This window comes from Actinomadura napierensis (assembly GCF_039529375.1).
Lineage (GTDB): Bacteria > Actinomycetota > Actinomycetes > Streptosporangiales > Streptosporangiaceae > Spirillospora > Spirillospora napierensis.
The window spans coordinates 42,810-66,818 of sequence record NZ_BAAAMR010000035.1; the positions used below are offsets into that span (position 1 = coordinate 42,810).

Consider the following 24,009-nt stretch of genomic DNA (forward strand, 5'->3'; position numbering starts at 1 on the left):
AGTGACTCCGATTCGCGCCGGAAGGCGGCACTTCGACGACAGGTGGTGAGCCGCAGGTGACCACGTCACCCGCCGGTACCGGGAAGGGGACGCGCGGCGACCTGTTCGACGCCGGGTGCCCCACCCGGCGGCTGCTCGACCGGATCGGCACCAAATGGACGTCCATGGTGGTCAAGGTCCTCGCCGACGCCGCGCCGGGCGAGGTGCGCTTCGCCGAACTCCGGCGGCGGATGCCCGGCGTCTCGCAGAAGATGCTGTCGGCAACCCTGCAGAGCCTGGCGCGCGACGGCCTGGTCGACCGGCGGGTGGAGCCGGCCGTGCCGCCGCGCGTCCACTACCGCCTCACCGACCTGGGCCTGTCCCTCGAAGGCGCGCTCGCCGTCGTGCGCGCCTGGGCGGAGGACCACATGGCCGAGGTCGACCGCGCCAACGCGGCCACGGCGGACGGGGAAGGGACGCCGGAGGGGTGCCGGTAGGTCTTACCGGCACCCCTGGCGGGACGGGCGGCCTCAGGAGAGGGCGATGTCCCTGTAGTAGTGGCGAAGGATCGTCCGGAAGTCCTGGCCGGCGTTCGCGAGGTCACGCGAGCCGTACTGCGACATCCAGTTCCCGTCCACCCACGCGCCGCAGGCGGTCGTGGTGGAGCAGTAGTGCGCGATCAGGATGTTGCCGCTGCGCGTCATCCGCGTCGACCAGGTGCGGTCGACGGCCGCGGACGTCGACGACACCGCCGAGGACGGCCGGTACACCTGGTCGCCCGTGTCGTCCCGGACGTCGTAGCACGCCCCGCCCGAGGTCTTGCGGGTCGAGTGCAGCGCCCAGTACCAGGCGTAGCTCTTGACGGCCATCGCGCCGGCGTCCAGCGAGGCGCCCGGCCAGCTGGAGACCCACTCGTTCGGCAGGACGTTCTTGACGTAGGTCTTGAAGTCGACCCGGTCGACCCGTCCGAGGCTGACGCGGTACACCAGGATCGAGGACGGCAGCGTGGTGTTGGACCCGTCGGTCTTGCATCCGCCGGGCTGCGACACCAGCAGCTGGTGCGAGGCGTTGTTGTTCTTCAGCGTGGCGTTGAGGTTGCCCTTCGCGCCGGCCGCGAAGTCCTGGTGGGCCCCCGCGTAATTGCTGTTGAAGTAGACCCGCACCGTGTGACTGGTGCGGTTCCACACCGACGCGGCGTTGTTCTTCACGCACACGCCCTTGCCGTTGCCCGCGCCCTTGAACTCGTAGCACGTCGGCTGGGTCGTCCCGTAGTCGTCCAGGGACGAGGTGAAGTCGGAGATCGAACCGGCCTCGTTGCTGTTGAAGTAGTAACAGAACTCGCCGCTGTCGCAGGCTCCGTCACGGCCGGCGGCGGACGCCGGGCCCGCCATCACCACGGCTCCCCCGAACACCGTCACGACGGCGGCCAGAATGCCGATCGCCCTTCTGCGGATGGTCATGTCCGGACGCCTTTCAGAAGTGGAGCATCCACTGGAAGTCGGCCTGGGCGCTGCTCACGTGCACGTGGGAACGCGTGCCGTAGGCGAGGGGGTTGTTCCAGTTGTATTCCTCGACGTCGAACGAGCCGTCGGAGTAGACCCGGTTCACGTAGGCGACGTGGCCGACCTTGTGGACGTCGTTGACGGCGATCGCGCCGACGGACGGCGTCTTGTTGACCGTCACGCCGACCCGGCGGGCGGCGTCGTCCCAGGTCCCGGCGTTGCCCCAGGTCGTCTTCCACGAGTTGCTGAAGCTCGGGACGCCGAGCCGGCTCGCGATCCGCCAGGCCGCGAAGGCCGTGCAGTTGTTCTGCGCGAAGCCGCGCGCGTTGCCGTCGTAGTCGTTGCGCGCCGCCTGCCCCGACCCGTTGAGGATCTGGTGCGAGGCGTTGTTGTTCTTCAGCGTGGAGTTGAGGTTGCCCTTCGCCCCGGCCGCGAAGTCCTGATGGGAGCCGCCGTAGTTGCTGTTGAAGTAGACCCGCACCGTGTACTTCGTGCGGTTCCACACCGACGCGGCGTTGTTCTTCACGCACACGCCCTTGCCGCTGCCCGCGCCCTTGAAGTCGTAGCAGGAGGGCTGGGTGGTGCCGTAGTCGCCGATCGAGGTGGTGAAGTCGGAGATCGAACCGGCGTTGCCGCTGTTGTAGTAGTAGCAGAACTCACCGCTGTCGCAGACTCCGTCCCGGGACGCCGCGAACGCGGGCGAACCGGTGGCGAGGAAGGGGGCGGTGAGGGCCAGCGCGGCGCCGGCGAGGGTGAGCGTCCTGCGTAGCTGCATGGTCTCCTCTTTCGGGGAGTGGTCACTGATCGAGGGGGTGGACGTCCTGCGGGCGTCCGGTCAGTGCGTGCGCTGGTACTCCTCCCAGGTGTGGATCGTGATGCGGGGGCCGTCGTCCGGGCCCCGGTTCGCGAGGCCGTTCAGGCCGAGGTAGTAGTCGCCGGTCTGGTGCTGGGCCTGGACGGACAGGTCGGTGTCGTTGATCGCCGCCGCGTGGATGTGCCACGGCCAGTCGCCCTGGTTCGGGTTGCGGACCCAGGCGGCGAACCCGACCTGGCGCAGCGCTCGGGCGACGGACGTGCGGGTCGCGGCGGACATCCCGGTGACGCTGATGTCGACGACGCCGCCGCCGTCGTGCGTGCCGGCGGACGACGCGTCGCCGCCGGGGTTGTAGGAGCCCTGCGACAGGACGAGCTTGAAGCCGAGCAGGCGTTCGGTCTCGGCGAGCATCGCCTGGGTGCGGGCGTCGACGGTGTAGCCGTTGCGCTGGACCTTCGCGCCCGGCGCGATCTTGCGGGTGACGGTGAACCGGTTCTGCCCGAGCTTGGTCAGCGACGTCGTGCCGGGCAGCCCGTTGGCGGCCAACCCGGTGTACCCGAGCGAGCGCTGGTAGGCCGCGTACGCCGAGATGGTCTCGGTCCCGAAGTAGCCGTCGACCCAGCGGGCGTCCAGCAGGTCGCGTGCCTGGAGCGCCCGTTCGACGGCCAGGACGGAGTCCTTCGCGCCGGGGGTCAGCGTGTCGTCGGCGCGCCGGGGGTCGATCTGGGCGGCCAGGACGGTGGCCTCCATGTCGACGGCGGGCAGCGCCGCGGCGGTCGTCGCGGGGGACGTCGCCGCGGACGCCTGCACCGCGCCCGACGCCAGGCCGCCGGATACCGTGAAGGCCGCGAGCAGCCCCGTGACGGCGGCCCGGGTCCTCGTCATCTTCATCCTGTGCTTCCTTCCGTCGGTCGGCTCGCCGTCCCTCTTGCTACCGGCCGCATTGATTGATCGACACACCCGCGAACGCGGATCAATCAGGCCCGTACACCGGCGCTGGCCAGGCACGTTCCGGGACCGGCGCGATGCGTCCCTGGACTGGTGCGATGCGGCTCTGGATCGGTGCGGCGCGCGGCGGCGGCAGGCCCGGTCGCAGGCCGTTCGGCGCTCGCGTCAGGAGGCGCTGGGGTACTGGCAGGCGGCGCGGCGGGCCACCTGGTCGACCGTCGCGGACTGCGGCGTCAGCGAGGCGCCCGCGCGGGGGCCGGGCAGTTTCAGCGAGGCGAGGGACGCCGCGTAGCCCGAGTCGCCGCCGCCGAGGCACGCCACGGCCGCGACGAGGACGCGGTCGCCGGCGTGGACGGGGGCGGGGAGCTTGTCCGGCCGCCAGGCGACCGACAGGGCGGGGTCGGCGTCCCCGGTCAGCCCGATCTGGTGCCACAGGCGGAGTTCCGGGTGGGCGGGGTCGGCGGCGTAGTACGCGGCGAACCCGGCCATCTGCACCTGCGGTCCCGTCGCGGTGAGGACCACTCGCGAGTCGGGGGAGGGCGGTCCGGTGGCCTTCAGCGAGATCCGCTTCGGCGCCGGCCGGGCATCGGTGCAGGCGGCGGGGGAGAGATGCGTGGGCGGATTGCCGTGCACCAGGGCAGAGGGGACGACGTGGCCGCCGGGAAGGATGAACCAGCGGCTGTCGGGAATTCCCGCGGTCCGGTCAGTGACCTTCTCCCCTATGCAGAAACCCGTGAACCCGAGCACGCATCCGGCCGCATAAGTGGTCAAAGAGGGACGAGCGAGAGCGGCGCCGGACCGAACGGGCGCGCCATCGCCGTACGCGGTGGCGGTGAACTTCGGATTCCTCGGCATTGATGGACAGCCGGGCGATTCCTTGCCTTCACCTCCGCGCCAGGGGCCGTTCAGCCCGACGACGAGTAAGCCGGCCACGACAAGGCAGCCCACCGCGATCGCGGCGATATTCCGCTTGGCCCGTCCGGTCGCGACCGGGCCGAAGATGATCGGGCGGACGTCGCGGGGAGCGGCCGGGCTCCCGTCCGGCAGGTCGGCCCGCATGATCTCCCGCGAGGCCATCGGGCCGGCGTCGGTGCCGGCGTCCTCTTCCGTCGCGCAGGACGGCGACGCGTCGTCCGAGGCCTGCAGGGCGTCGTGGACCTCTTTCCACCGGTGCTCCCACGCCTCGGTGTCGCCGGAGCAGGCGCCCACGAAGGCCAGCGTGACCGCCAGCGTGGGGAGCCTGGCGCCGCTGGCGGCCTCCGACAGCGTGGACGCGCTGTACCCCGCCAGTTGCGCCAGCCGCCGGTACGTCGGCTCGCCCGCGGCCGCCCGCACGGCGCGGAGATCGTGCGCGAACGCCTCCAACGGGCCGGCGGCCGGGTCCAGCGGGCGTTCACGACGCGCCATGCAACCACCCGGCCGTTCTCATCCTGGCAGGTATTGCCCTCGCGCGTTCACGCCCGAGAGCGATAACGGATGAGCGCCGTTCATTCGCCGATTCATCAGCCATTGTGGGAGCCCGAGGTCAGGGTGCTTTCGCGGACCGGCAACTTCCGCCAACCAGATGGCGGCATTACGTCAGCACACCGTGGACCTCCGCTCCATCACCGGTCACGTAGAGCGATTCGCCATAAAAGTAGAACCGGCGGCGCTGTTTGTCCAGACCGATGATCGGGCCGCGGCCGGCGGCCCCGCGCGGGGCGCGCCCGTCAGGCGCCCAGCTCGGTGCCCAGCTTCGCCAATTGCGCGTCGTAGATGCTCCGCAGCCCCTTCGGGGCGAAGGTGCGCTCGAAGAATCCGCCCACGCCGCCGGCGCCGTCCCAGGCCGTCCTGACCTGGACGCGTGCTCCCTCGCCCGCGGGCGACACCGTCCAGGTGGTGACCATGGAGGAGTTGGCGTCCTTCTCCACCAGCGTGTTCGCGTCGGGGGCGCTCACCGAGAACAGGCAGTCGCGCACCCGCTTGCTGGTGGCGGCCAGCTTCCAGTGCACCACCGTGCCCGCTCCCTGGCCGCCTTCCCGCACGTCGTACTCGCTGAAGTGCTCGGTCAGCATCCTGGAGCGCACGCCCGTGTAGTCCGCGAGTGCTTCGAGCACCCGCTCCGGGTTCGCCTTGAGCGTCGTCTCCGCAGTCGCCACAACCTGTGCCATGCCGTTCATCTTGCCGCACCCCTCCCCCGGGCCGCGGCGCGCCACCCCGCCGGCGCGCCGACGGCCCCGCGGCACGCCTAGCGAGAGGTGGCGCGGGCGCGTGCCGCGGCGGCGAGACCGGCGCGGCGGCCGAAGAAGGAGCCCTCGCCGAGCTGGGTGCCCGAGCAGTATCCGGCGCCGTCCTGGGCGATGTTGGACGCGCAGGCCCCGGCCGCGTAGAGCCCGCCGATGACCGACCCGTCGGGCCGCCGCACCTCGCCGTCGACCGTGGTGGCCATGCCGCCGAGGGTGAAGCCGGCGTAGAGGGCGGTGCCGAGGGTGAGGTCGTAGACGCCCCAGGGGCCGGTGGCCTGCGGCGCCAGCCAGTCGGGGTGCTTGTGGAAGTCGGGGTCCTCGCCGCGTGCCGCGTGCTCGTTGTAGCGCGCCATCGTCGCGACGAGCGAGCCGGCGGGCAGGCCGAGGCCGGACTCCATCTCCTCGATCGTCTCGTAGCCGTCCTTCAGCGGGACGAGGGGCATCCGCTGCTCCTCCATGTGGTCGCTGTCGGCGATCAGGTACGCCGCCGCGTCCGGCTGCTGGAGCACGAAGGAGGACGTGCGCGCGTGGTAGCTGTCCTCGGCCACGAACCGCTCGCCGCGCTTGTTGACGATCAGCCCCTTGACCAGCGACGACGGCGGGTAGAACGGCGCGGTGATGAACGGCTCGTCCATATGCTCCAGCGCCGCGCCGGCGGACTGGCCGAGGCGGATGCCGAGCCCGTCGTCGTAGGTGCTGCCGAGCGTGAACAGCTTCTCGCCGAGCGCCGGGGTGTAGGCCGCGACCATGTCCGCGTTCATCACGAACCCGCCCGCCGCGATCACGACTCCGGCGGCACCGACCACGCCCGTGCGGTCGAAGTTCCGCCACGCGACGCCGGTGACCGCGCCGTCCCCGGTCACCACCAGGTTGGTCGCGCCGGTCTCGTAGCGGACCTCGACCCCGGCCTCCTCGACCCGGTCGCGCAGCAGGTCCATCACGATCTTGGTGCCCTCGGTGTCGCCCGGCACCGGCACCTTGTGGCCGCGCGGCGCCGGCGGGATCCCGTCGCGGTACGGCCACACCTTCTCGTTGCCGGTGAACATCAGCCCCTCGGTGCCGGGCTGGATCACCGCCTTCCCGGGGAAGTAGGACCGCTCGAACGCGAAGCCCAGCGCCTCCAGCCAGTCGAAATGCTCGACCGACCCCGCGCAGTACGTCCGGATCTTCTCCTCGTCCGGGTCCTTCGTGCTGGCCATGAGGTAGCGGGCCATCGCCTCGGCCGTGTCCTCGTGGCCGGTGGCCTGCTGGACGGCGGTGCCGCCGCCGAGGTAGAAGTGCCCGCCCGACATGCTCGACGTGCCGCCGTGCACGGCGGCCCGCTCCAGCAGCAGGACCCGGGCCCCGGAGCGCGCCGCCTCCAGGGCGGCGCAGCCGCCGGCGATGCCGAAGCCCACCACGACGACGTCGAACCGCTCGGCGCCGGCCGGCAGGTCAGCGGCCGGGACCACCTGCGGGACGGCCATTCCAGGGGAGGGTTGTGCGTTCATCGGTCCCTGTCTCGAATCAGTCGTACGCCTCGAACCGGTCGTACGTCGCGGGTCACTTGTGCGGGATCTGGTTGACGGTGCCGCCGTCGATGACGAACTCCGTCCCCGTGGCGTAGGAGGACTCCTCGCTGGCGAGGAAGACCACGAAGGAGGCGACGTCCTCGGGCAGGCCGGGCCGTCCGAGCGGGACCGGGATCATGTCGTCGGGGATGCCGTCGGTGAGCGGCGTCCGGATCAGGCCCGGGTGCAGCGAGTTGACCCGGACGCCGTGCGGCGCGAGCTCCATCGCGACCGACTTGGTGAGGCCGCGCAGGCCCCACTTCGAGGCCACGTATCCGTGCGCCCACGACGTGCCGCGCAGGCCCTCGATGGACGAGGTGTTGATGATCGACCCGCCGCCGGCCGCGACCAGCGCGTCGGTCGCCGCGCGGATGCCGAGGAACGGGCCGGTCAGGTTGATGTCGATGATCTTCTGCCACTTCTCCAGCGAGAACCGGTTGATCGACGCGCCGTTGGCGATCCCCGCGTTGTTGAACAGCACGTTCAGCCCGCCGAACTCGCGGACGGTGGTCTCGACGGCGGCCGTCCAGTCCTCGGGGCTCGTCACGTCGAGGTGCACGTAGCGGGCCGCGTCGCCCAGCTCGTCGGCGACGGCCTTGCCCTCCTCGTCGAGGATGTCGCCGAGCACGACCTTCGCGCCCTCGGCCACCAGCGCCCGCGCGCTCGCCGCCCCGATGCCGCGCGCGCCCCCGCTGATCAGGGCGATCTTCCCGTCCACACGTCCCATGTCGATGTCCTCCCTGTCGTCGGGTCCGAATGCGTTGACTTGCGGCGAGTCGTCGTTATGAACGGCCGGATAACGACGACTCGCCGCAACTCAACGGGTCAGTGCCGTGGCGAAGACGCCTCGGGCGGTGTTGAACGGTAGGTCGAGCGGGGTCCGCAGGCCCGGCGGTGCCGCGACGACGTCGGGGATCGCGTTGACGATGCGGCCGGCGCCCGCGGCGATCGCGGCGTAGTTGTGGTCGCCCTTCGCGCTGGTCGGGCAGACGTCGACGCGGTAGGACGGCTCGCCGGTGATCTCCAGCCGGTAGGAGCCGCCGTCCTGCGCGGGCTGCGGCCAGTCGGGGCGCAGGTCGCCGCGCAGCCGGGTGGTGTGGTCGATGACCAGCACCTCCTTGCCGCCGGCCACGCCGCAGATCTTCAGCCGCATCGCCGCCACGCCGCCTGCGGGGATGTGCCCGGCGGCGACGTCGAACGCCTCCGGCGCCGGCTCCCGCTCGTACCACTCGGTGATGTCGTCGAGTTCGAAGCCGAACCCGCGCGCCATCATCCGGAGGCTGACGCCCCAGGACGCCGCGAGGATCCCCGGCTTGAACATTCTCGGCAGGTCGTCCAGGGGACGTCCGAAGCCCATGAAGTCGAACATGACCGGGCCGCCGTCGTAGGTCGCGTAGTCGGCGATCTCCGAGCAGACGACCCGCTCGACCCGCTGGCAGGTGCTGGCGATCGCGAAGGGCAGCAGGTCGTTGACCCAGCCGGGGTCCACGCCGGTGGTGAACAGGCTCGTGCCGCCGGTGCGGCAGGCGTCCTCGACGGGGTCGATCATCCGGTCCGGCAGCAGCCCCCACGGGTAGATCAGCGGCACCGGCGAGGACGCGACGACGTTGCTGCCCGAGGCGAGGATCTTCTGGATGTCGGCGAGCGCCTCGAACAGCCGGGTCTCGCCGAGCGCGCAGTAGACCGTGCAGTCCGGCCGCGCGGCCAGCGCCGCGTCCAGGTCGTCGGTGGCCGCGACGCCCGTGACGGTGTCGAGGCCCGCGAGCTCGCCGGCGTCCCGGCCGACCTTCTTCGGGTTGGACACGACGAGGCCGGCCAGCTCGAAGCGGGGGTCCTCGATCAGCTGGGACAGCGCGATGCGGCCGACGTTGCCGGTCGCGACGTGCAGGACGCGCAGGGCCATGGTGCTCCTCGGGGGGTGGACGACGCCGGGCATCCGGCGAGGACGGGCGCTCTCAGTCGCTCTTCTCGGCGGCGCGGGCGGCGCGGGCGGCGGCGCGCGCCGCCTTGGCGATCGTCTCCTCGACGATCGAGTTGAGCCGCGCGCCGTTCGGCCAGCCCGCGTAGTGGCTGAGGAACACCACGATCTCGCGCAGCGCGTCGTCGTCGAACTCGCCGGCGGCGTACGCGGCGGGCACCTGGATGCCGAGCACGTCGGCGGCGCCCTGCCCGGCGAGCAGGCCGAGGAGCAGCAGGCGGCGGTCCCGGTCGGACAGGCCGGGCCGCTGCCACACGTCGCCGAACAGGTGGTCGGCGGTGTAGCGGAAGAAGTCGCCGGTCCCGTCGGCCATGTCGAAGCCGTAGACCTGCTCCATCTTGCGCAGGCCGCGGGCCCGCAGCTCCGGGAGGTCGTCGAACTTCCCGGTCGTGTCGTCGGTCATGCCTGCTCCTCGGGGAAACCCAGCCCGGGCGCGAACCGCTCGCGCGCGATCCTGGCCATCGGGACGTCGACGCCGAGCTCGTCGGCCAGCGCGATGGCGAAGTCGAGGTCCTTCTCGGCGAGGTGCCGGACGTGGTCGAAGGTGGTGAACCAGAACGAGCCCGGCTCCAGCTCGGCGGTCGTGTCGCGGTACATGATCGCTCCCGGTCCGCCGGTGAGCGCGTCGGTGTGCCGGACGACCTCGCCGAGGGCGGTGATGTCGAGGCCGGCCGCCTCGGCGAGCCGCTGGGCCTCGGTCGCGGCGGTGAAAGCGGCGTAGTGCATCAGGTTGCGGGCGAGCTTGAACCGGGTGCCCGCGCCGATCGGCCCGGCGTGGACGACCTTCTTCGCCAGGACGTCCAGGACGGGGCGGACCGCCGCGAACGCCTCCTCCGACCCGCCGACCATGACGGCCAGCTCGCCGGTGCCCGCGCCCATCGCGCCGCCGGAGACGGGCGCGTCGACCAGCCGGACGCCCTTCCGCGCGGCGAGTCCTTCCAGCTCGGCGGGCGTCTCGGGCGCCACGGTCGAGTGGACGGCCACGGTGAGCCCCGCGCCCACGCCGTCGGCGGCGAGCACCTCGTCGAGCACCGAGCGGACCTGCCGGTCGTTGTTGACCATCACGCACAGCACGTCGCTGCCCGCCGCGAGGGCGCCGACGCCGCCGGCCGCCTTCGCGCCGGCCGCGACCAGCTCCTCGACCGGCGCCGGGGCCAGGTCGAACACGCCGAGCGCGAGCCCCGCCTCGGCCTGCTGCCCGGCGAGCCGGGTCGCCATCGGCTTGCCGATGTCGCCGAGCCCGACGAATCCGACGCGGACGATGTCGCTCATCTCGTTCCCTCTCCGTCCGCCCCTAGAGCCGGAAGGTCTGGCCGCCGTCGACGGCGATGATCTGGCCGGTCACCCACGAGGCGTCGTCGGAGAGCAGGAACTTCACCGCGCCGAGCATGTCCTCGGGCTGCCCGAACCGCTTGAGCGCCATGTTCTTCACCAGGTCCTTGGCGGCGTCGCCCGCCTGCACCCGGGTCGCCTCGGTGTCGGTCGGGCCGGGCGCGATCGCGTTCACCCGGATGTTCATCCCGCCGAGCTCGTGCGCGAGCTGCTGGGTCAGCCCGTTCACGCCGACCTTCGCCAGCCCGTAGAAGCCGGAGTAGAGGTAGGCGGCGGTGCTGGACTGGTTGACGATCGAGCCGCCGCCGCGCTTGCGCATCTCCCGGTACACCGCACGGGTCATGACGAGCGCGCCGTTGAGGTTCACGTCGAGGAACTTGCGGTAGTAGTCCCAGTCGACGCTGATCAGCAGGTCGAACTTCATCGCGCCGTAGATGGCGGCGTTGTTGACCAGCGCGTCGATGCCGCCGAACTCGGCGACGGTCGCGTCCGCGAGGGCCTTCGCCGACTCCGGCGACGACACGTCCACGGGCGCGAAGATCGCCTTGCCGCCGTCGGTCCGGATCTGCTTGGCGACCTGGTCGCCGGCCTCCGCGTTGAGGTCGGCGACGACCACCGAGGCGCCCTCCGCGGCCAGCCCCTTGGCGTAGGCCTCGCCGATCCCCTGGGCCGCACCGGTGACGATGACGACCTTGTCCTGGAACCTGCTCACTGCTGCTCTCCGTATCCGTGAGGGGGTGAGGCCGGCGTCAGGCCGGCACGGCCGTGGTCTTGGTCTCGAGGTACTCCTCGAACCCGGCCACGCCCATCTCGCGGCCGATTCCGGACTGCTTGTAGCCGCCGAACGGCGCGTCCGCGCCGAACCACAGCCCGCCGTTGACGCCGATCGTCCCGGTGCGGATGCGGGCGGCGACCGCCTTGGCCCGCTCCAGGTCGCCGGAGTCGACCGAGCCGGACAGCCCGTACGGCGACTCGTTGGCGATCCGGACGGCGTCGTCGTCGCCGTCGTGCGCGATGACGGTCAGCACCGGGCCGAAGATCTCCTCCTGGGCGACGCGGGCGGTGTTGTCCAGGCCGGCGATGACGGTCGGCTGGATCCAGAACCCGCCGGCCAGCTCGCCGTCCTGCTCGGCGAGCCCGCCGCCGGTGGCGAACCGTCCGCCTTCCTCGGCGGCCAGGTCGAGGTAGGACGTCACCCGGTCGCGCTGCGCCGCCGAGATGACCGGGCCGCAGATGGTGCCGGGATCGGCGGGGTCCTTCGCGCCGAGCGAGGCCATCGTGGACGCGGCGATCTCCACCGCCTCGTCGTAGCGCGCCCGGGGCACCACCAGCCGGGTGGTGATGGCGCAGCCCTGGCCGGCGTGCACGGACGCCGCGAACGCGGTGCTGCCGACGACCGCCTTCAGGTTCGCGTCGTCCAGCACGATCGCCGCGGACTTGCCGCCGAGTTCGAGGAAGACCCTCTTGAGGGTCGGCGCCGCGGCCGCCGCGATCGCACGGCCCGTGTTGGTCGAGCCGGTGAAGGACACCAGGTCCACGCGCGGGTCGGTGGTCAGCAGCGCCGCCACCTCGTTGTCGCGCGGCGTCACCACGTTGAAGACGCCGGCCGGGATGTCGGTGCGCTCGGCGAACAGCCGGCCCAGCTCGGCCGCCAGCCACGGGGTGTCGGGCGCCGGCTTGAGCACCACGGTGTTCCCGGCGGCGAGCGCCGGACCGATCTTGGCGAGGTTGATCTGGTTGGGGAAGTTCCACGGCGTGATCGCGGCGACCACGCCGACCGCCTCGCGGTGGACGGTGCGGTGCGACCGGATGCCCATCGTGACGCCGACGCCGAGGTCGGTCTCCCACTCGTAGCCCTCGGCGAGGTCGATCGTCCACTTCAGGCTCTCGACCGGGGTGTCGAACTGCGGGCCGGCGACGAAGAACGCCGGCGCCCCGGCCTCGGCGATGGTGAGCGCGCGGAGCACGTCCGCGTTGTCGAGCAGCGCCTGGTGGAACTGGCGCAGCACCCGCGACCGCAGTGCACGGTCGGTCGCCCAGCCGGACTCGTCGAACGCCCGGCGGGCGGCGCCGATCGCGGCGTCCACGTCGGCGGCCGTGCCGTCGGGCGCGCGGCCGATCTCCTGCCCGGTCGCCGGGTTGAGGATCGGGTAGGACGCCCCGCCGCTCGCTCCGCCGAGCTTGCCGTCGACGTACTGCTGCGCGGGCGGATTCGTCGGAAGGCGATCGGTCATTGCGCCGCCTCCGGTGCGTCCTTCGGCGCCTGCGTGACGTAGTCGCCGCGCTCCACGGGCGGCGGCCACAGCGTCGAGGGGATCTCGTCGTAGTGGTAGTGGCCCGGCACGCCGTGGCCGGCGACCTTCATCCGCTTCAGCAGCGTCTCGGGCGCCTTGCCGGAGTTGATGATCTCCATGAACGTGTGGACGGTCGACGGCATGTCGAACCAGTCCCGCTGCCAGGCGATCTTGATCTGGCCGGCGTCCGCGCCGGCCGTCTGGCGTTCGACGCCGAACCACGAGCCGCCGATGCCGAGGATCTCGTACTCCCCGCCCGTCGCGTCGTTGGCGATGCCGGACTTCTGCTTCCAGAACCCGACGATCATCGACTTCTTCTCGTCGATCACCGTGACCTGGTAGTCGTAGTGCCAGCCGTCGAGGCCGTCCATCTCGATGCCGATCGCCCAGTCCCGGATCTGGTCGCGGCCGACGGCCATGAAGTGCTCGTCGGGGCTGTACATCCAGCCGTACGTCGCGTCCTCGGCGTACCACTCGGCCATCACCCGCCAGTCGCCGGTCCGCTCGGCCTCGCGGTTGATCTCCAGCCAGGAGTCCCAGAACCCCTCGATCTCGGCGCGGGTCAGCCCGCCGTCATCACTCACGTCGTCCCCTCAGTCCTCTTCGATCGAAAGCGCGAACGCCGGGCAGTACTTCACGGCCGTGGCCACGTCCTTGCGGCGGGACTCGTCCGGGTGCTCGTCGAGGATCTCGACCACGTCGTTCTCCTCGTCGAACCCGAACACGTCGGGCGCCTCGCCCTGGCAGAGCTGGTGCCCCTGGCAGATGGTCGTGTCGGCGACGACCCGCATGCTCACCTCCCCGCCCGGCGGCGGTACCTGACGCGGCAGGGCTGCTTGAGCTGGATCACCATCTTGGTGAAGTCGTCCTGGTAGGAGTCGAGAGGCTCGACGGCCTCGAACGTGAAGTCGCGCAGGACGACGGAGAAGATCGCCTTCATCTGCATCATCGCGAACGCGTTGCCGACGCAGCGGTGCCGGCCGGCGCCGAACGGGATCCAGGTCCAGCGGTTCTGCAGGTCCTCCTGCCGGGGGTCGATGTAGCGCCCCGGGTCGAAGTCCGCCGCCTTCGGGAAGTCCTCCTCGATCCGGTTCGAGACCCGCGGCGACGCCGCGAGCATCGTCCCGGCGGGGATCGTCTTCCCGAGCAGCTCGAAGTCCTCGCGGACGAGCCGCATCAGGATGATCAGCGGCGGGTGCAGGCGCAGCGTCTCCTTCAGCGCCGACTCCAGCACGGGGATCGACCGCAGCGCCTGGAACGACACCTCCGTGCCGTCGGCGTAGAGCGCGTCCAGCTCGGCGACCACGTCCGCGAGCACCGCCGGGTTGCGCAGCAGCTCGATCATCGCCCAGGACGCGGTGCCGCTGGAGGTGTGGTGCCCCGCGAACATCATCGAGATGAAGATGCCGGTGATGTGGTCGGCGCTCATGTCCAGCGAGATCAGGACGTCGAGCAGGTCCCGCTGGTCGCGCGGGACCTTCCCGCGCTCCTTGCGGCGCTCGATGATGCCCTGCACCAGAGCGACCAGCTTCTCCCGGGCCGCGTCGCGCATCCGGAAGCTGTCGATGTCGGCGTACGGGTCGACGTAGGCGATCGCGTCGGTGCCGCGTTCGAGCTCGTGGTAGTGCTGCGCGAACGAGCCGTCCAGCTCGTCGCGGAACGGCTTGCCGACGAGGCACGCGGACGTGGTGTAGATGGTCAGCTCGGCGAAGAAGTCGAGGAGGTCGATCTCCCCCTCGTCGCCCCAGCCGGCGACCATCCGGCGGATCTCCGCCTCGATCGTCTGCGCGTGGCCGCGCATCATGTCGCCGCGCAGCGCCTGGTTCTTCAGCATCTGCTGGCGCTCCTCCGGCGAGGCGTCGAAGACGACGCCCTTGCCGAAGATCGGCGTCATGAACGGGTACGCGGCGGCCTGGTCGAGCTGCTCGTCCGGCGCGCGGAAGAACATCTCGTTCGCCGCGGCGCCGCTGACCAGCACGACGTCCTTGCCGGCGAGCCGGAACCGGCCGACGTCGCCGCACTCCTCCCGGACGCGGTGGAACAGGCCGACCGGGTCGACCCGCATCTCCGGCAGGTGCCCGGTGCCGCGGATGATCTCGGGCACCTCGGGGCTCTGGTCGTCGAGGACCGTGCTCACCTCGGGGATCCCGGCGAGCCGGTCGCTCTCGGCGGCGGTCATGGCTTCTCCTCCACGGGCGCTTCGGGATTGACGTCGAGCAGGCTCAGGTGCACGCCGCGCGGCGCGCCGACGATCGTGGCGATCGCGTCCGCGTGCGCCTTGGCCTTGAGGAAGTGGGGGTGCCGGGCGAGTCCGAAACGGACCCACTGGTCGAGCACGAACGCGGCTTCGTCGGTGTCCCAGTCGGTGCCCATGCCGCTCCACGTCGGGCCGGGCCGGACGATCGAGGCCCGCACGCCGGTCCCCTCCAGCTCCATCTGCAGCGCGGTGACCATTCCTTCCAGGCCCCACTTGCCGGCGGAGTAGGCGGACATGAACGGCCGGGGCTTGACGGCCACGTCGGACGAGACGAACACGATGTCGCCGCGCCGCCGCTCGACCATCGCGGGCACGAACATCCGCGCGATCCGGTGCGCGCCGACGAGGTTGAGGTCGATCTCCCGTCCGAAGCGCTCGGAGCTGACCTCGATGGTCGCGCCCGGCGCGACCAGGCCGGCGTTGCTGACCACGACCTCGATGTCGCCGAGGCCCGCGGCCGCCTTCGCGGCGAACTCGGCCACCGACTCGTCGTCGGTGACGTCGAGCGCGTGCGCGACCGCCTCGCCGCCGTCGGCGCGGATGCCCGCCGCGATCTCCTCCAGGGCGTCCACCCGGCGCGCTCCGAGGGCGACCGGGTGCCCCGCCGCGGCGAGGGCCCTGGCCGTCTCCGCGCCGATGCCGGACGACGCGCCGGTGATCACCGCGGGACGGCGCTCGGGGTGCTGGTACTTCTTGGCCACCGTCAGCCCTTCCGCTGGGTGAAGCTCACAGGGAGCCGGGCGAAGCCGCGCACGCTGGTGGAGTGCACGCGGACGGCGCGGTCGGCGTGGACGTGGAAGTCCTCGACCCGCCGGACCAGCTCGTTGAGGACGACGCGCGCCTCCAGCCGGGCCAGGTTGGCGCCGAGGCAGAAGTGCTTGCCGGAGCCGAAGCTGAGGATCTGGCCGAGCTCGTCCTTGGGCCGGTGGATGTCGTACACGGTCGGGTCGGCGAAGACCCGCTCGTCGCGGTTCGCCGAGCCGAGCAGGATCAGCGCCTTGGCCCCGGCGGGGATCGTCACGCCGTGCATCTCGACGTCGTCGACGACGTACCGGGCGAGCATCTGGCTGGAGGTGTCGTGCCGCAGCGTCTCCTCGATCCACACCGTCACCATGGACGCCGGGTCGTCGGACGCGGCGAGCACCTCGGCCTTCTGCTCGGGGTGCGCGGAGAGATGGAACAGCGCGTTGCCGAGGAGCTTGGTGGTCGTCTCGTTGCCGGCGACCACCATGAGGAAGAGGAACGCGATGATCTCGCCGTCGGTGAGCCGGTCGCCGTCGATCTCGGCGACGGTGAGCGCGGCGGTGAGGTCGCCCGCCGGCTCGCTCGCGGCCCGGCGCTCCTTCACCATCGTCGCGTAGTAGGTGAGCAGCTCGCCGGCGGCCTCCATGCCGGCCGGCGGGACGTCGCGGACGCCGTCCTCGCGGTGCACGACGAGGTCGGCCAGGCGGCGGACCTCGTCGCGGTCGGCCCGCGGCACCCCCATCATCTCGGAGATGACGTCCATGGGGAGCTTGCCGGCGAAGTCGGTGATCCAGTCGGCCTCGCCGTTCTCTGCGTTGGCGGCGAAGGTGTTCTCCAGGTACTGCTCGGTGAGCCGCTGGATCTGCGGCTGGAGCTCCTTGACCCGGCGCGGCGTGAACGCGGCGGAGACCAGCCGGCGCAGCCGGGTCTGCCGCTGCCCGTCGAGGGCGAGGAAGCTCATCACCCGGTGGGCGTCGGGGCTCCACGCGCTCGCGTCGAGGGAGACGCCCATCCGGTTGGAGAACGCCGCGTCGTCGCGGAGCACGTCGAACACGTCGGCGTGCCGCGAGACCACCCACAGGTCGTCCCGCTCGGCGTGGAAGACCGGCGCCTCTTCCCGCAGCCGCCGGTAGAGCGGGTACGGGTCCTCGTGGAACTCGTAGTCGTAGGGGTCGAAGACCAGGGGCTCGACCGCCGCGTCGCTCGGAGCGCTCATTCGTTGCCTCTCATGATCACTTCCACGGCGGAGACGAGCCGGTCGGCGATCTGGTCATAGGTCAGCAGGCCCATGCCCGCCTGGAGCAGCGCGCCGGTGAAGGTGAGGACGAGCACCCCGAGCACGGCCGGGTCGGCGGGCTCCCCGGCGGGCCGGGGCCCCGCGAGGGCGGCCTCGAAGCGCGCGTAGAACTCCCCGCCGATCCGCAGCCGCAGCCGCGCGACGTCCGGGTCGCTGCCGAGCAGCGCCGGCGTCACCGCCGCCGCCAGCTCCGGTTCCGCGACGATCCGCGCCGTCAGCGCCCGGACCGTCGCCTGCAGGCGCTCGGTCGCGCCGGACCCCGCCGGCGCGCCGTCCGCGCCCTCGTTGAGATGCCGCCAGAACAGCTCCGCGAAGAGGTGGTTCTTGGACGAAAGGTAGGTGTAGGCGGTCGCCGGGGAGACGCCCGCGCGCTGGGCCACGGTCCGGATCGTCAGCGCCTCGTGCCCGACGGCGCGCAGCTCGGCGAGCCCGGCGGCCATCAGGTTCTGCACCGTTTCGGCCTGCCGGGCGTTGAGGCCCTGCCGGAGGGCGGGACTGGTCACCTGACTGGACATGTGTCCACCGTAACCGCGAGGGGAGCATTCCGGCAATAGCCGCGTCCGGATCGGGTTCCGGTTCTCCGCCGGGAGGCGCACCGCCACCACGGTTCTCCCCTCCGCCGGGCGGACATGTGTCCAGTCACTATTCCAGAATCGCTAGAACACGTTCTAGCATGACGCCATGCGCAACGGAATCGTGCTCTTCACCTCGGACCGCGGCGTCACGCCGGCGGCACTCGCCCAAGCCGCGGAGGAGCGCGGCTTCGACACCTTCTACGTCCCCGAGCACACCCACATCCCGGTGCGCCGCGACGCGCTGCACCCCACCGGCGGCGAGGACCTGCCCGACGACCGCTACATGCGCACCCTCGACCCGTGGGTGTCGCTCGCGACCGCCGCCGCGGTGACGGAGCGGATCGGCCTCGCGACCGCCGTCGCGCTGCCGGTGGAGTCCGACCCGATCACCCTCGCCAAGACCCTCGCGACCCTCGACCACCTGTCCGGCGGCCGGCTGACGGTCGGCGCCGGCTTCGGCTGGAACACCGACGAGCTGGCCGACCACCACGTCCCCGCCGCGAAGCGCCGCACCGTCCTCAAGGAGTACCTGGAGGCGATGCGCGCCCTGTGGACGCAGGAGGAGGCGTCCTACGACGGCGAGTTCGTGTCGTTCGGGCCGAGCTGGGCCTACCCCAAGCCCCCACAGGGCCGGATCCCGGTGATCGTCGGCGCGGGCGGCGGCCCGAAGACCATGAACTGGATCGCCCACCACGCCGACGGCTGGATGACCACCCCCATCGAGACCGGCATCGGCGCCAAGGCCGCGCTGCTGCGCAAGGAGTGGGACCAGGCCGGCCGCACGGGCGAGCCCGACGTCCGGATCCTCGTCGCCAAGAAGCCCGCCCCCGAGGACCTCGACGAGTGGTCCGCCGCCGGCGCGTCCGAGCTGATCTGGGGCGTGCCGGACGCCGACGAGGCGGCCGTGCTGAAGTACCTGGACAGGACGGCCGCCCGGCTCGGCCTCACCGCGCCCTGACCCTCGCCACGAGAACCCATTTCACTTCGCCGTTCACCGCGGCCCACCAAGGAGACCGGTAGATGACCCAGCCGTCAGCGATACCGCCGAGCCGCTACGCCGGCCTGTCCCGGGAGGAACTCGCGATCACCGTTCCCGAGCTGCTCCTCATCGGGCAGCTCATCGACCGCTCCGGAATGGCATGGTGCATCTCCGCGTTCGGCCGCGAGGAGATGGCGCGGATCGCGATCGAGGAGTGGGCGGCCTCCAGCCCGATCTACACCCGGCGGATGCAGCGGGCGCTCGGCTACGCCCCCGACGTCCCGGGCAAGGGCGACATCCCGACCATCTTCAAGGGCCTCCAGCTCGACATCGGCGCCCCGCCCCAGTTCATGGACTTCCGCTACACCGTCCGCGACCGGTGGCACGGCGAGTTCCACCTCGACCACTGCGGCGCCCTGATGGACGTCGAGCCGATGGGCGACGCCTACGTCCGCTCCATGTGCCACGACATCGAGGACCCGACCTTCGACGCGACCGCGGTCGCCACCAACCCGAAGGCGCAGGTGCGCCCGATCCACCGTCCGCCGCGCAAACCGGCCGACCGGCAGCCCCACTGCGCGTGGACGGTGACCATCGACGACTCCCACCCGGAGGCGCAGGGCATCCCCCTGCTCGCCGTCAACGAGCGCTCCCGCGCCGCGACCCTCGAACTGGCGCCGATCGACCCGTCCGACGAGGGCCTCGCCGACTACTCCGGCCCACTGCTGTCCGACCTGGACTTCGCCGCCTTCTCCCGCTCCGCGCTGGTCCGGATCGCCGACGAGGTGTGCCTGCAGATGCACCTGCTCGACCACGCGTTCGCGCTCGCCGTCGCCGAGCGGGCCGCCGACGCCGACGCGCTCCTGCGGATCCGCCGCAAGCAGCTCGTGGGCATCGCCGGCATCGCCGCGGAACGGCTCGCCCGCGCCCTGGCCCTGCCGGCCACCCCGGAGGGCGCGGCCCGCCTCCTGGCCGTCCACCCACTCCTCAACCCGTCCGCCTACGTCGACGCCTCCGTCGACGGCGCGACCGTCACCGTCCGCCCGTCCGCCGCCCACGAGGACGGCGCCTGGATCTCGCTGTGCGGCCCCGACTGGACGGCCCCGCTCCAGGCCGTCGTCCGCGCTCTCGACCCCTGCCTCGACGCCGAAGTCACCGGCCTCGACGACGGATGGCGGCTGACGGTCGTCCGCAGCGACGCACCGGTGCCCGAGCCCGACGAGGTCGCCGTCGTCCGCTTCAGCACCGGCTCCACCTTCATCTTCCAACCCCGCCACCCCCTCCCCATAACCCCCGTCTGATCGCGCGTCAGGGGAGCCAGCGTTGGGCGGCGTCGGCGCAGTCTTCGGGGGTGCTGTTGAAGGCGATGGCCGCCTCGGGCGCGTGGCGCCGGACGAGGTTGATCACCTTCTCGAACAGTTCGAGCAGGGGCTCGTACGTGCGGATGCCGCCGCCGATCACGACGCAGGCGTGGTCGGCGGCGGTGAGCGCCGCCGCGATCGCGCCTTCGGGGTCGTCGTCGAGGTCCACCAGGCACCAGTCGGCCTCGATGCCCCGCTCCTCGAAACGGGCCCGGCCGCGCGCCAGGGCCGCCTGGACCGGCTCCGGATCCCAGTCTTCGAGCTTGGCGGGATCGAGACCGATCACCAGTACTCGTGTTGCTGCCACGTGTCCTCCCTGTCCCGGCTCCGCCCTCACTATCCCTTGGCAGGGTCGTCTTTGCGGACATATCGTCGAGGGCTCCGGGCTGCGGGGCTCCTTGTCGGCGCGTCCGCCGGTCTTTCCGTCACGGATCCCGAGGGGGCGGCGTGGCTGCGCACTGGTCGGCGGGGCCCGTCGAGCTGCCGGGCGCGGTGCGGTACACGCTGGTCACCGGGGACGGCGCCAACGACCGGTGGGACGTCGCGGTGGCCTTGCCGCCGGCCGGTGCGCGGACGGAGCCGCTCCCGGTGCTGTACCTGCTCGACGGCTTCCTGACGTTCCTCACCACGGCGCAGATCGCGCAGAACCTGCTGGCGTTCTCGCTGCGGCAACTGCGTCCCGTCGCCATCGTCGGGATCTCGCCGACCACCGGTGACCGCGGCCGGCTGACCGCCCGGCGCCCGCGCGACCTGACGCCCACCAGCGCTGCGCCCGGCTACCACCTCGGCGAAACGCCCTACGGGACCGGCGGCGCGGGCGCGATGCTCGACCTGATCCGGCACGTGATCGCCCCGCATGTGGAGGCGGCGCACGGGCTCGATCCGTCCGACCGGGGCCTCGCGGGGTTCTCCCTGAGCGGGCTGTTCACCTGCTGGGCGCTGGCGTGCCGTCCGGAAGGGTTCCGCAGGTTCCTGGCGGTGAGCCCATCGCTGTGGTGGGACGACCATCTGCTGCTCGACCGGCGGCGGGCCCCGTTCGCCGTCCGGGAGGCGAGCGACGTCTACCTGGCGGTGGGCGAGCGCGAGGACAGGCCGGAGCGGAGCTGGCCCGTCATGCCCGCCGCGATGCTGCGGTCGCTGGCCGGGCTCGACATGGTCGCCGACCTCGCCGCGTTCACCGAGCGGCTGCGCGAGGCGGAGAAGGTCGCCGTGCGAAGCGAGGTCGTCCCGGACGAGCAGCACGCGACGGTGTGGCCGGGCGCCGTCACCCGCGGCCTGCTCCACCTGTACCGGACCGACCAGGGCTGACCGCCCCCTCAGCAGGGGACGGAACGGCCTTGTCAACCGCCTTGGCCGGAGATTCTCACGTCTCGGGAGGGCAGGTTCTGTGACGGGGTGGTGATAAACGGACGGTTGCGCGTCATTGACGCACCGTCATCGCGTCGGAAGGGCGTACCGCCCTGCCTCGCGGGGTCGCCTGCTGCCGCCGACCGGCGGGCGACCGCGCCGCCGGCAGGTCCCGCCACCCCGATCACCGCCCGCACCGCGCGCCGCCAGGAGGCCACGCCATCATGCACGACATCGCGATCATCGCCGCTCCCGTCACCGTCGGCTGCACCGCCTCGGCGTGCGATTGCCCGGGATGCCCGACATGCGGGGGCAGCGGCACGCTGCCCGGCGGCCGTACCTGCGGGACGTGCGGCGGGACGGGGCGCTGCTCGCACGGCGGCGGGCGTTGACGCTCGTGCGGCCGCGAAACAAAGGTTCGAACGCAAGGTAAAGGAACCTTTGCCTTGGTACGGTAAACCGTGTTCGGGCGATGCCCCGGCCTGCAATTACCCGGTCGTCCAATAGTGCCGCCGATCCGTCACGGAAAGCGACGCACCGGCCATGCCTTGCATCTTGATCAACTTGCGTTAGCGTCGGCTCGACAACGAACATGACCCCCTCAGCAAAGCGAAGTCGACATGCGCGAGCATCAGTCGCCCGGCCGTCCCGTGCGGAAGCGGCCGGACGCGGGAGCGAGGTCCGCCGGCGGCGGACGCCCGGCCGAACTGACCACCGCCTTCGAGGTCGGGGCCTGGCGGGTGACGCTGCGCTGGCCCAGGTCGGGACGCGGCGGGCCGACCGAGGTGACGGTCAGGCCCAGGCCGGGCGCCGACCCGTTCCAGACGGCCCAGGGCATCACTTCGACGGTGTTGCGTTCCATTCCGCTCAACAAGCTCACGCAGAAGATGAGAAAGACGTCGCAGTATGAGCGCGACGACATCGTGCCGGGGACCGGTGAGCCCGTCGACGTTGTCGCAGGCCGCATCAGCGCCATCGCCGAGCAGGACCCGACCCCTGGGAGAAAGGGCCGTCCGGAAGAATTCTTCGCGCTGGTGGCCGCGCTCTATATATGGAATGTCGACAACCGGTTCTCGAACCCCGTCCAGCAGATCGCGCAATCCTGCGGGTCCACCTGGCGTGCGGCGGCGAACTGGGTCCGGCTCGCGCGCCGGCGCGGCTTCCTGACCGAGGGACGCGAGCGCTGCCCGGGTGGGGAGCTGACTCCCGAGGCGCTGCGCGTGCTCGCCGGGGCGCCGCGCCGCGAGCGGTGAGACAGCAGATGTTCATCATGTCGCCGACAACTATTGGCGGAACGCCAATAACGGTCTAGTGTTCCGGGTGGCTCACCGGAAACCAGGGTGTGTCCCTTGCCGCGACGGCCGACCGGGCCGCGCTTCGTGCGTCCGCGCGGCGGGCCACCGGCTTCCCGCGTGCCGGCGGCGGGCCGCGACGATGCGTCACCGCGTGTCAGGAAGGTGCTCTCGGCCCCGAGGAGGAGCGAAGGCATGGACAGATCCGGCAGGGACAGACCGAGCAGGCGCAGCGTGCTGATGGCGGGCGGGACGATCGGCGCGCTCGGCGCGCTGACCGTCGCGACGCCCGCCCGGGCGAACTCACTGTGGACGTGGTCGCCCAAGGGCTCGGTCGCCGGGACCGGCGCGGGCGCCGATCCCAAGTGGGTGTGGGACGAGGAGGCCGACCCGCTGGTCGCCTCGCTGATCGACCGCGGCGACGTGCCCAAGGTCAACGAGCTGCTGAAGACCTGGACGAAGAACGGCCAGACGCTGCCGGCCGGGCTGCCCGCCGACCTGCGCGACTTCATGGAACGTGCCCGGCAGCTGCCGTCCTGGACCGACCAGGACAAGCTCGCCAAGGCGTTCGAGTTCAACCAGAAGCGCGGGCTCTACCTCGGCGTCACCTACGGCTTCGCCAGCGGGATGATGAGCACGGCCATCCCGCACGAGGCGCGCGCGGTCTACTACTCCAAGGGCGGCGCGGACATGCGCGACCGCATCACCAAGACCGCCAAGCTGGGCTACGACATCGGCACCGAGAAGGCCTTCCAGCCCGACGGCGAGATGATCGTGACCTGCGTCAAAACCCGGCTGGCCCACGCGGGCGTGCGGCACCTGCTGCCCAAGTCCGCGTACTGGACCAAGGCGGCCGACGAGAAGACCCCGATCAGCCAGGCCGACATGATGGTCACCTGGCACAGCCTGCCCACGACGGTGATGAAGCAGCTCACCAAGTGGAAGGTGCAGATCCCCGACGACGAGTCGGCGGCGTTCCTGCACTCCTGGCAGCTCGCCGCGCACATGCTCGGCATCAAGGACGAGTACATCCCCAAGTCGTGGGACGAGGCGAACTCCCAGGCCGCCCAGGTCCTCGACCCGATCCTCGCGCCGACCACGGAGGGCATCAAGCTCGCCGACATGCTGCTCAACCTCGCGGCGTTCGTCGACGGCGGCATCCTCACCAAGCACATCCTCGGCGCGCTCACCCGCTACGTGCTCGGCGACGAGATCGCCGGCTGGCTGAAGATCCCGCGGGAGCCGGTGTGGGACCCGGTCTTCGAGAACCTCTGGCCGCCGTTCGTCGCCGTCCGTGAGGGCATCCTGGACATCACCAAGGCGCCCAAGGAGCTGCGGGAGTTCTACTGGGTGTTCGACGAGATCATCCGGCAGGGCGTCCTGCTGATCCTGTCGGGGGCCAACTACCCGATCAGCATCCAGATCCCGATGACCAACAACCCCAACTACTGACCTGACCGGTCACCGCGCGACCGACCGGAACCGCCCGCCGCCGGGCCGGCCCTCGCCGGCCCGGCGGTAACGCGTTCGCGCCG

26 protein-coding genes are annotated in these 24,009 nt (G+C 71.5%); 6 read left to right on the plus strand and 20 right to left on the minus strand.

The window, feature by feature from the left end; genetic code table 11:
- The first annotated feature begins 56 nt into the window (after window positions 1-56).
- On the plus strand, window positions 57-476 hold the full coding sequence (locus ABD296_RS20825) for a winged helix-turn-helix transcriptional regulator (protein WP_344269429.1): 420 nt from the start codon (window positions 57-59) through the stop codon (window positions 474-476).
- Window positions 477-509: 33 nt separating this feature from the next.
- Here ABD296_RS20825 and ABD296_RS20830 read toward each other — a convergent pair whose 3' ends face one another.
- The 18 genes from ABD296_RS20830 to ABD296_RS20915 form a co-directional block, all read right to left on the minus strand.
- The gene (locus ABD296_RS20830) at window positions 510-1,439 is read right to left on the minus strand and encodes a SpoIID/LytB domain-containing protein (RefSeq protein ID WP_344269432.1); all 930 of its coding nucleotides are present in this window, start codon (window positions 1,437-1,439) and stop codon (window positions 510-512) included.
- A 13-nt stretch (window positions 1,440-1,452) separates the two neighbouring features.
- The gene (locus tag ABD296_RS20835) at window positions 1,453-2,256 is read right to left on the minus strand and encodes a CHAP domain-containing protein (protein WP_344269435.1); all 804 of its coding nucleotides are present in this window, start codon (window positions 2,254-2,256) and stop codon (window positions 1,453-1,455) included.
- A gap of 60 nt (window positions 2,257-2,316) precedes the next feature.
- Window positions 2,317-3,186, minus strand: coding sequence for a peptidoglycan-binding domain-containing protein (locus ABD296_RS20840; RefSeq protein ID WP_344269438.1), 870 nt, complete (start codon window positions 3,184-3,186; stop codon window positions 2,317-2,319).
- Between the two features lie 222 nt (window positions 3,187-3,408).
- Window positions 3,409-4,650, minus strand: coding sequence for a hypothetical protein (locus tag ABD296_RS20845; protein WP_344269440.1), 1,242 nt, complete (start codon window positions 4,648-4,650; stop codon window positions 3,409-3,411).
- Between the two features lie 302 nt (window positions 4,651-4,952).
- Window positions 4,953-5,393, minus strand: a complete 441-nt coding sequence (locus ABD296_RS20850) for an SRPBCC family protein (RefSeq protein ID WP_344269442.1) — start codon at window positions 5,391-5,393, stop codon at window positions 4,953-4,955.
- A gap of 77 nt (window positions 5,394-5,470) precedes the next feature.
- Entirely contained in the window at window positions 5,471-6,958 is a 1,488-nt protein-coding gene (locus ABD296_RS20855) for an FAD-binding protein (protein ID WP_344269444.1), read from the minus strand.
- Window positions 6,959-7,010: 52 nt separating this feature from the next.
- Window positions 7,011-7,745: a glucose 1-dehydrogenase gene (locus tag ABD296_RS20860; protein ID WP_344269447.1), complete on the minus strand. Its 735-nt coding sequence runs from the start codon at window positions 7,743-7,745 to the stop codon at window positions 7,011-7,013.
- 90 nt (window positions 7,746-7,835) lie between these two features.
- Window positions 7,836-8,921, minus strand: a complete 1,086-nt coding sequence (locus tag ABD296_RS20865) for an NAD(P)H-dependent amine dehydrogenase family protein (RefSeq protein WP_344269451.1) — start codon at window positions 8,919-8,921, stop codon at window positions 7,836-7,838.
- 52 nt (window positions 8,922-8,973) lie between these two features.
- A complete protein-coding gene (locus ABD296_RS20870; protein WP_344269453.1) occupies window positions 8,974-9,399 on the minus strand; it encodes a carboxymuconolactone decarboxylase family protein in 426 nt (141 codons plus the stop codon).
- Window positions 9,396-10,268: an NAD(P)-dependent oxidoreductase gene (locus ABD296_RS20875; RefSeq protein WP_344269455.1), complete on the minus strand. Its 873-nt coding sequence runs from the start codon at window positions 10,266-10,268 to the stop codon at window positions 9,396-9,398. The genes ABD296_RS20870 and ABD296_RS20875 overlap by 4 nt, the downstream gene beginning before the upstream one ends.
- Window positions 10,269-10,290: 22 nt before the next feature.
- Complete coding sequence (locus ABD296_RS20880; protein ID WP_344269457.1) at window positions 10,291-11,040, minus strand: SDR family oxidoreductase; 750 nt, start codon at window positions 11,038-11,040, stop codon at window positions 10,291-10,293.
- Between the two features lie 37 nt (window positions 11,041-11,077).
- Complete coding sequence (locus ABD296_RS20885) at window positions 11,078-12,562, minus strand: aldehyde dehydrogenase (protein ID WP_344269459.1); 1,485 nt, start codon at window positions 12,560-12,562, stop codon at window positions 11,078-11,080.
- Entirely contained in the window at window positions 12,559-13,206 is a 648-nt protein-coding gene (locus ABD296_RS20890; protein WP_344269462.1) for a hypothetical protein, read from the minus strand. Before ABD296_RS20890 ends, ABD296_RS20885 begins: the two co-directional genes overlap by 4 nt.
- A 9-nt stretch (window positions 13,207-13,215) precedes the next feature.
- A complete protein-coding gene (locus ABD296_RS20895) occupies window positions 13,216-13,413 on the minus strand; it encodes a ferredoxin (protein WP_285911717.1) in 198 nt (65 codons plus the stop codon).
- Between the two features lie 2 nt (window positions 13,414-13,415).
- Window positions 13,416-14,801: a cytochrome P450 gene (locus ABD296_RS20900; RefSeq protein WP_344269469.1), complete on the minus strand. Its 1,386-nt coding sequence runs from the start codon at window positions 14,799-14,801 to the stop codon at window positions 13,416-13,418.
- Window positions 14,798-15,580 (minus strand): SDR family oxidoreductase, encoded by a 783-nt coding sequence (locus tag ABD296_RS20905; protein ID WP_344269472.1) that lies wholly within the window; start codon window positions 15,578-15,580, stop codon window positions 14,798-14,800. The genes ABD296_RS20900 and ABD296_RS20905 overlap by 4 nt, the downstream gene beginning before the upstream one ends.
- A 2-nt stretch (window positions 15,581-15,582) precedes the next feature.
- Window positions 15,583-16,839 (minus strand): cytochrome P450, encoded by a 1,257-nt coding sequence (locus ABD296_RS20910; RefSeq protein ID WP_344269475.1) that lies wholly within the window; start codon window positions 16,837-16,839, stop codon window positions 15,583-15,585.
- A complete protein-coding gene (locus ABD296_RS20915) occupies window positions 16,836-17,435 on the minus strand; it encodes a TetR/AcrR family transcriptional regulator (RefSeq protein WP_344269478.1) in 600 nt (199 codons plus the stop codon). Before ABD296_RS20915 ends, ABD296_RS20910 begins: the two co-directional genes overlap by 4 nt.
- Window positions 17,436-17,601: 166 nt before the next feature.
- Between ABD296_RS20915 and ABD296_RS20920 the strand changes: the two genes are divergently transcribed.
- A complete protein-coding gene (locus ABD296_RS20920) occupies window positions 17,602-18,453 on the plus strand; it encodes an LLM class F420-dependent oxidoreductase (protein ID WP_344269481.1) in 852 nt (283 codons plus the stop codon).
- A 62-nt stretch (window positions 18,454-18,515) separates the two neighbouring features.
- A complete protein-coding gene (locus ABD296_RS20925) occupies window positions 18,516-19,775 on the plus strand; it encodes a hypothetical protein (protein WP_344269484.1) in 1,260 nt (419 codons plus the stop codon).
- A 7-nt stretch (window positions 19,776-19,782) separates the two neighbouring features.
- On the opposite strand, the gene ABD296_RS20930 is transcribed toward ABD296_RS20925, so the two are convergent.
- Window positions 19,783-20,142: a hypothetical protein gene (locus tag ABD296_RS20930; protein WP_344269487.1), complete on the minus strand. Its 360-nt coding sequence runs from the start codon at window positions 20,140-20,142 to the stop codon at window positions 19,783-19,785.
- A gap of 140 nt (window positions 20,143-20,282) precedes the next feature.
- Here ABD296_RS20930 and ABD296_RS20935 point away from each other — a divergent pair, with 140 nt between their 5' ends.
- Entirely contained in the window at window positions 20,283-21,143 is an 861-nt protein-coding gene (locus ABD296_RS20935; RefSeq protein WP_344269490.1) for an alpha/beta hydrolase, read from the plus strand.
- Window positions 21,144-21,813: 670 nt separating this feature from the next.
- Here the strand turns inward: ABD296_RS20935 and ABD296_RS20940 are convergent.
- Window positions 21,814-22,020: a hypothetical protein gene (locus ABD296_RS20940; RefSeq protein ID WP_344269493.1), complete on the minus strand. Its 207-nt coding sequence runs from the start codon at window positions 22,018-22,020 to the stop codon at window positions 21,814-21,816.
- Window positions 22,021-22,030: 10 nt separating this feature from the next.
- Here ABD296_RS20940 and ABD296_RS20945 point away from each other — a divergent pair, with 10 nt between their 5' ends.
- Together ABD296_RS20945 and ABD296_RS20950 are read left to right on the plus strand one after the other, a co-directional pair.
- Window positions 22,031-22,435, plus strand: coding sequence for a hypothetical protein (locus ABD296_RS20945; RefSeq protein WP_344269496.1), 405 nt, complete (start codon window positions 22,031-22,033; stop codon window positions 22,433-22,435).
- Between the two features lie 234 nt (window positions 22,436-22,669).
- Window positions 22,670-23,926: an oxygenase MpaB family protein gene (locus tag ABD296_RS20950; RefSeq protein WP_344269499.1), complete on the plus strand. Its 1,257-nt coding sequence runs from the start codon at window positions 22,670-22,672 to the stop codon at window positions 23,924-23,926.
- Window positions 23,927-24,009: the final 83 nt, after the last annotated feature.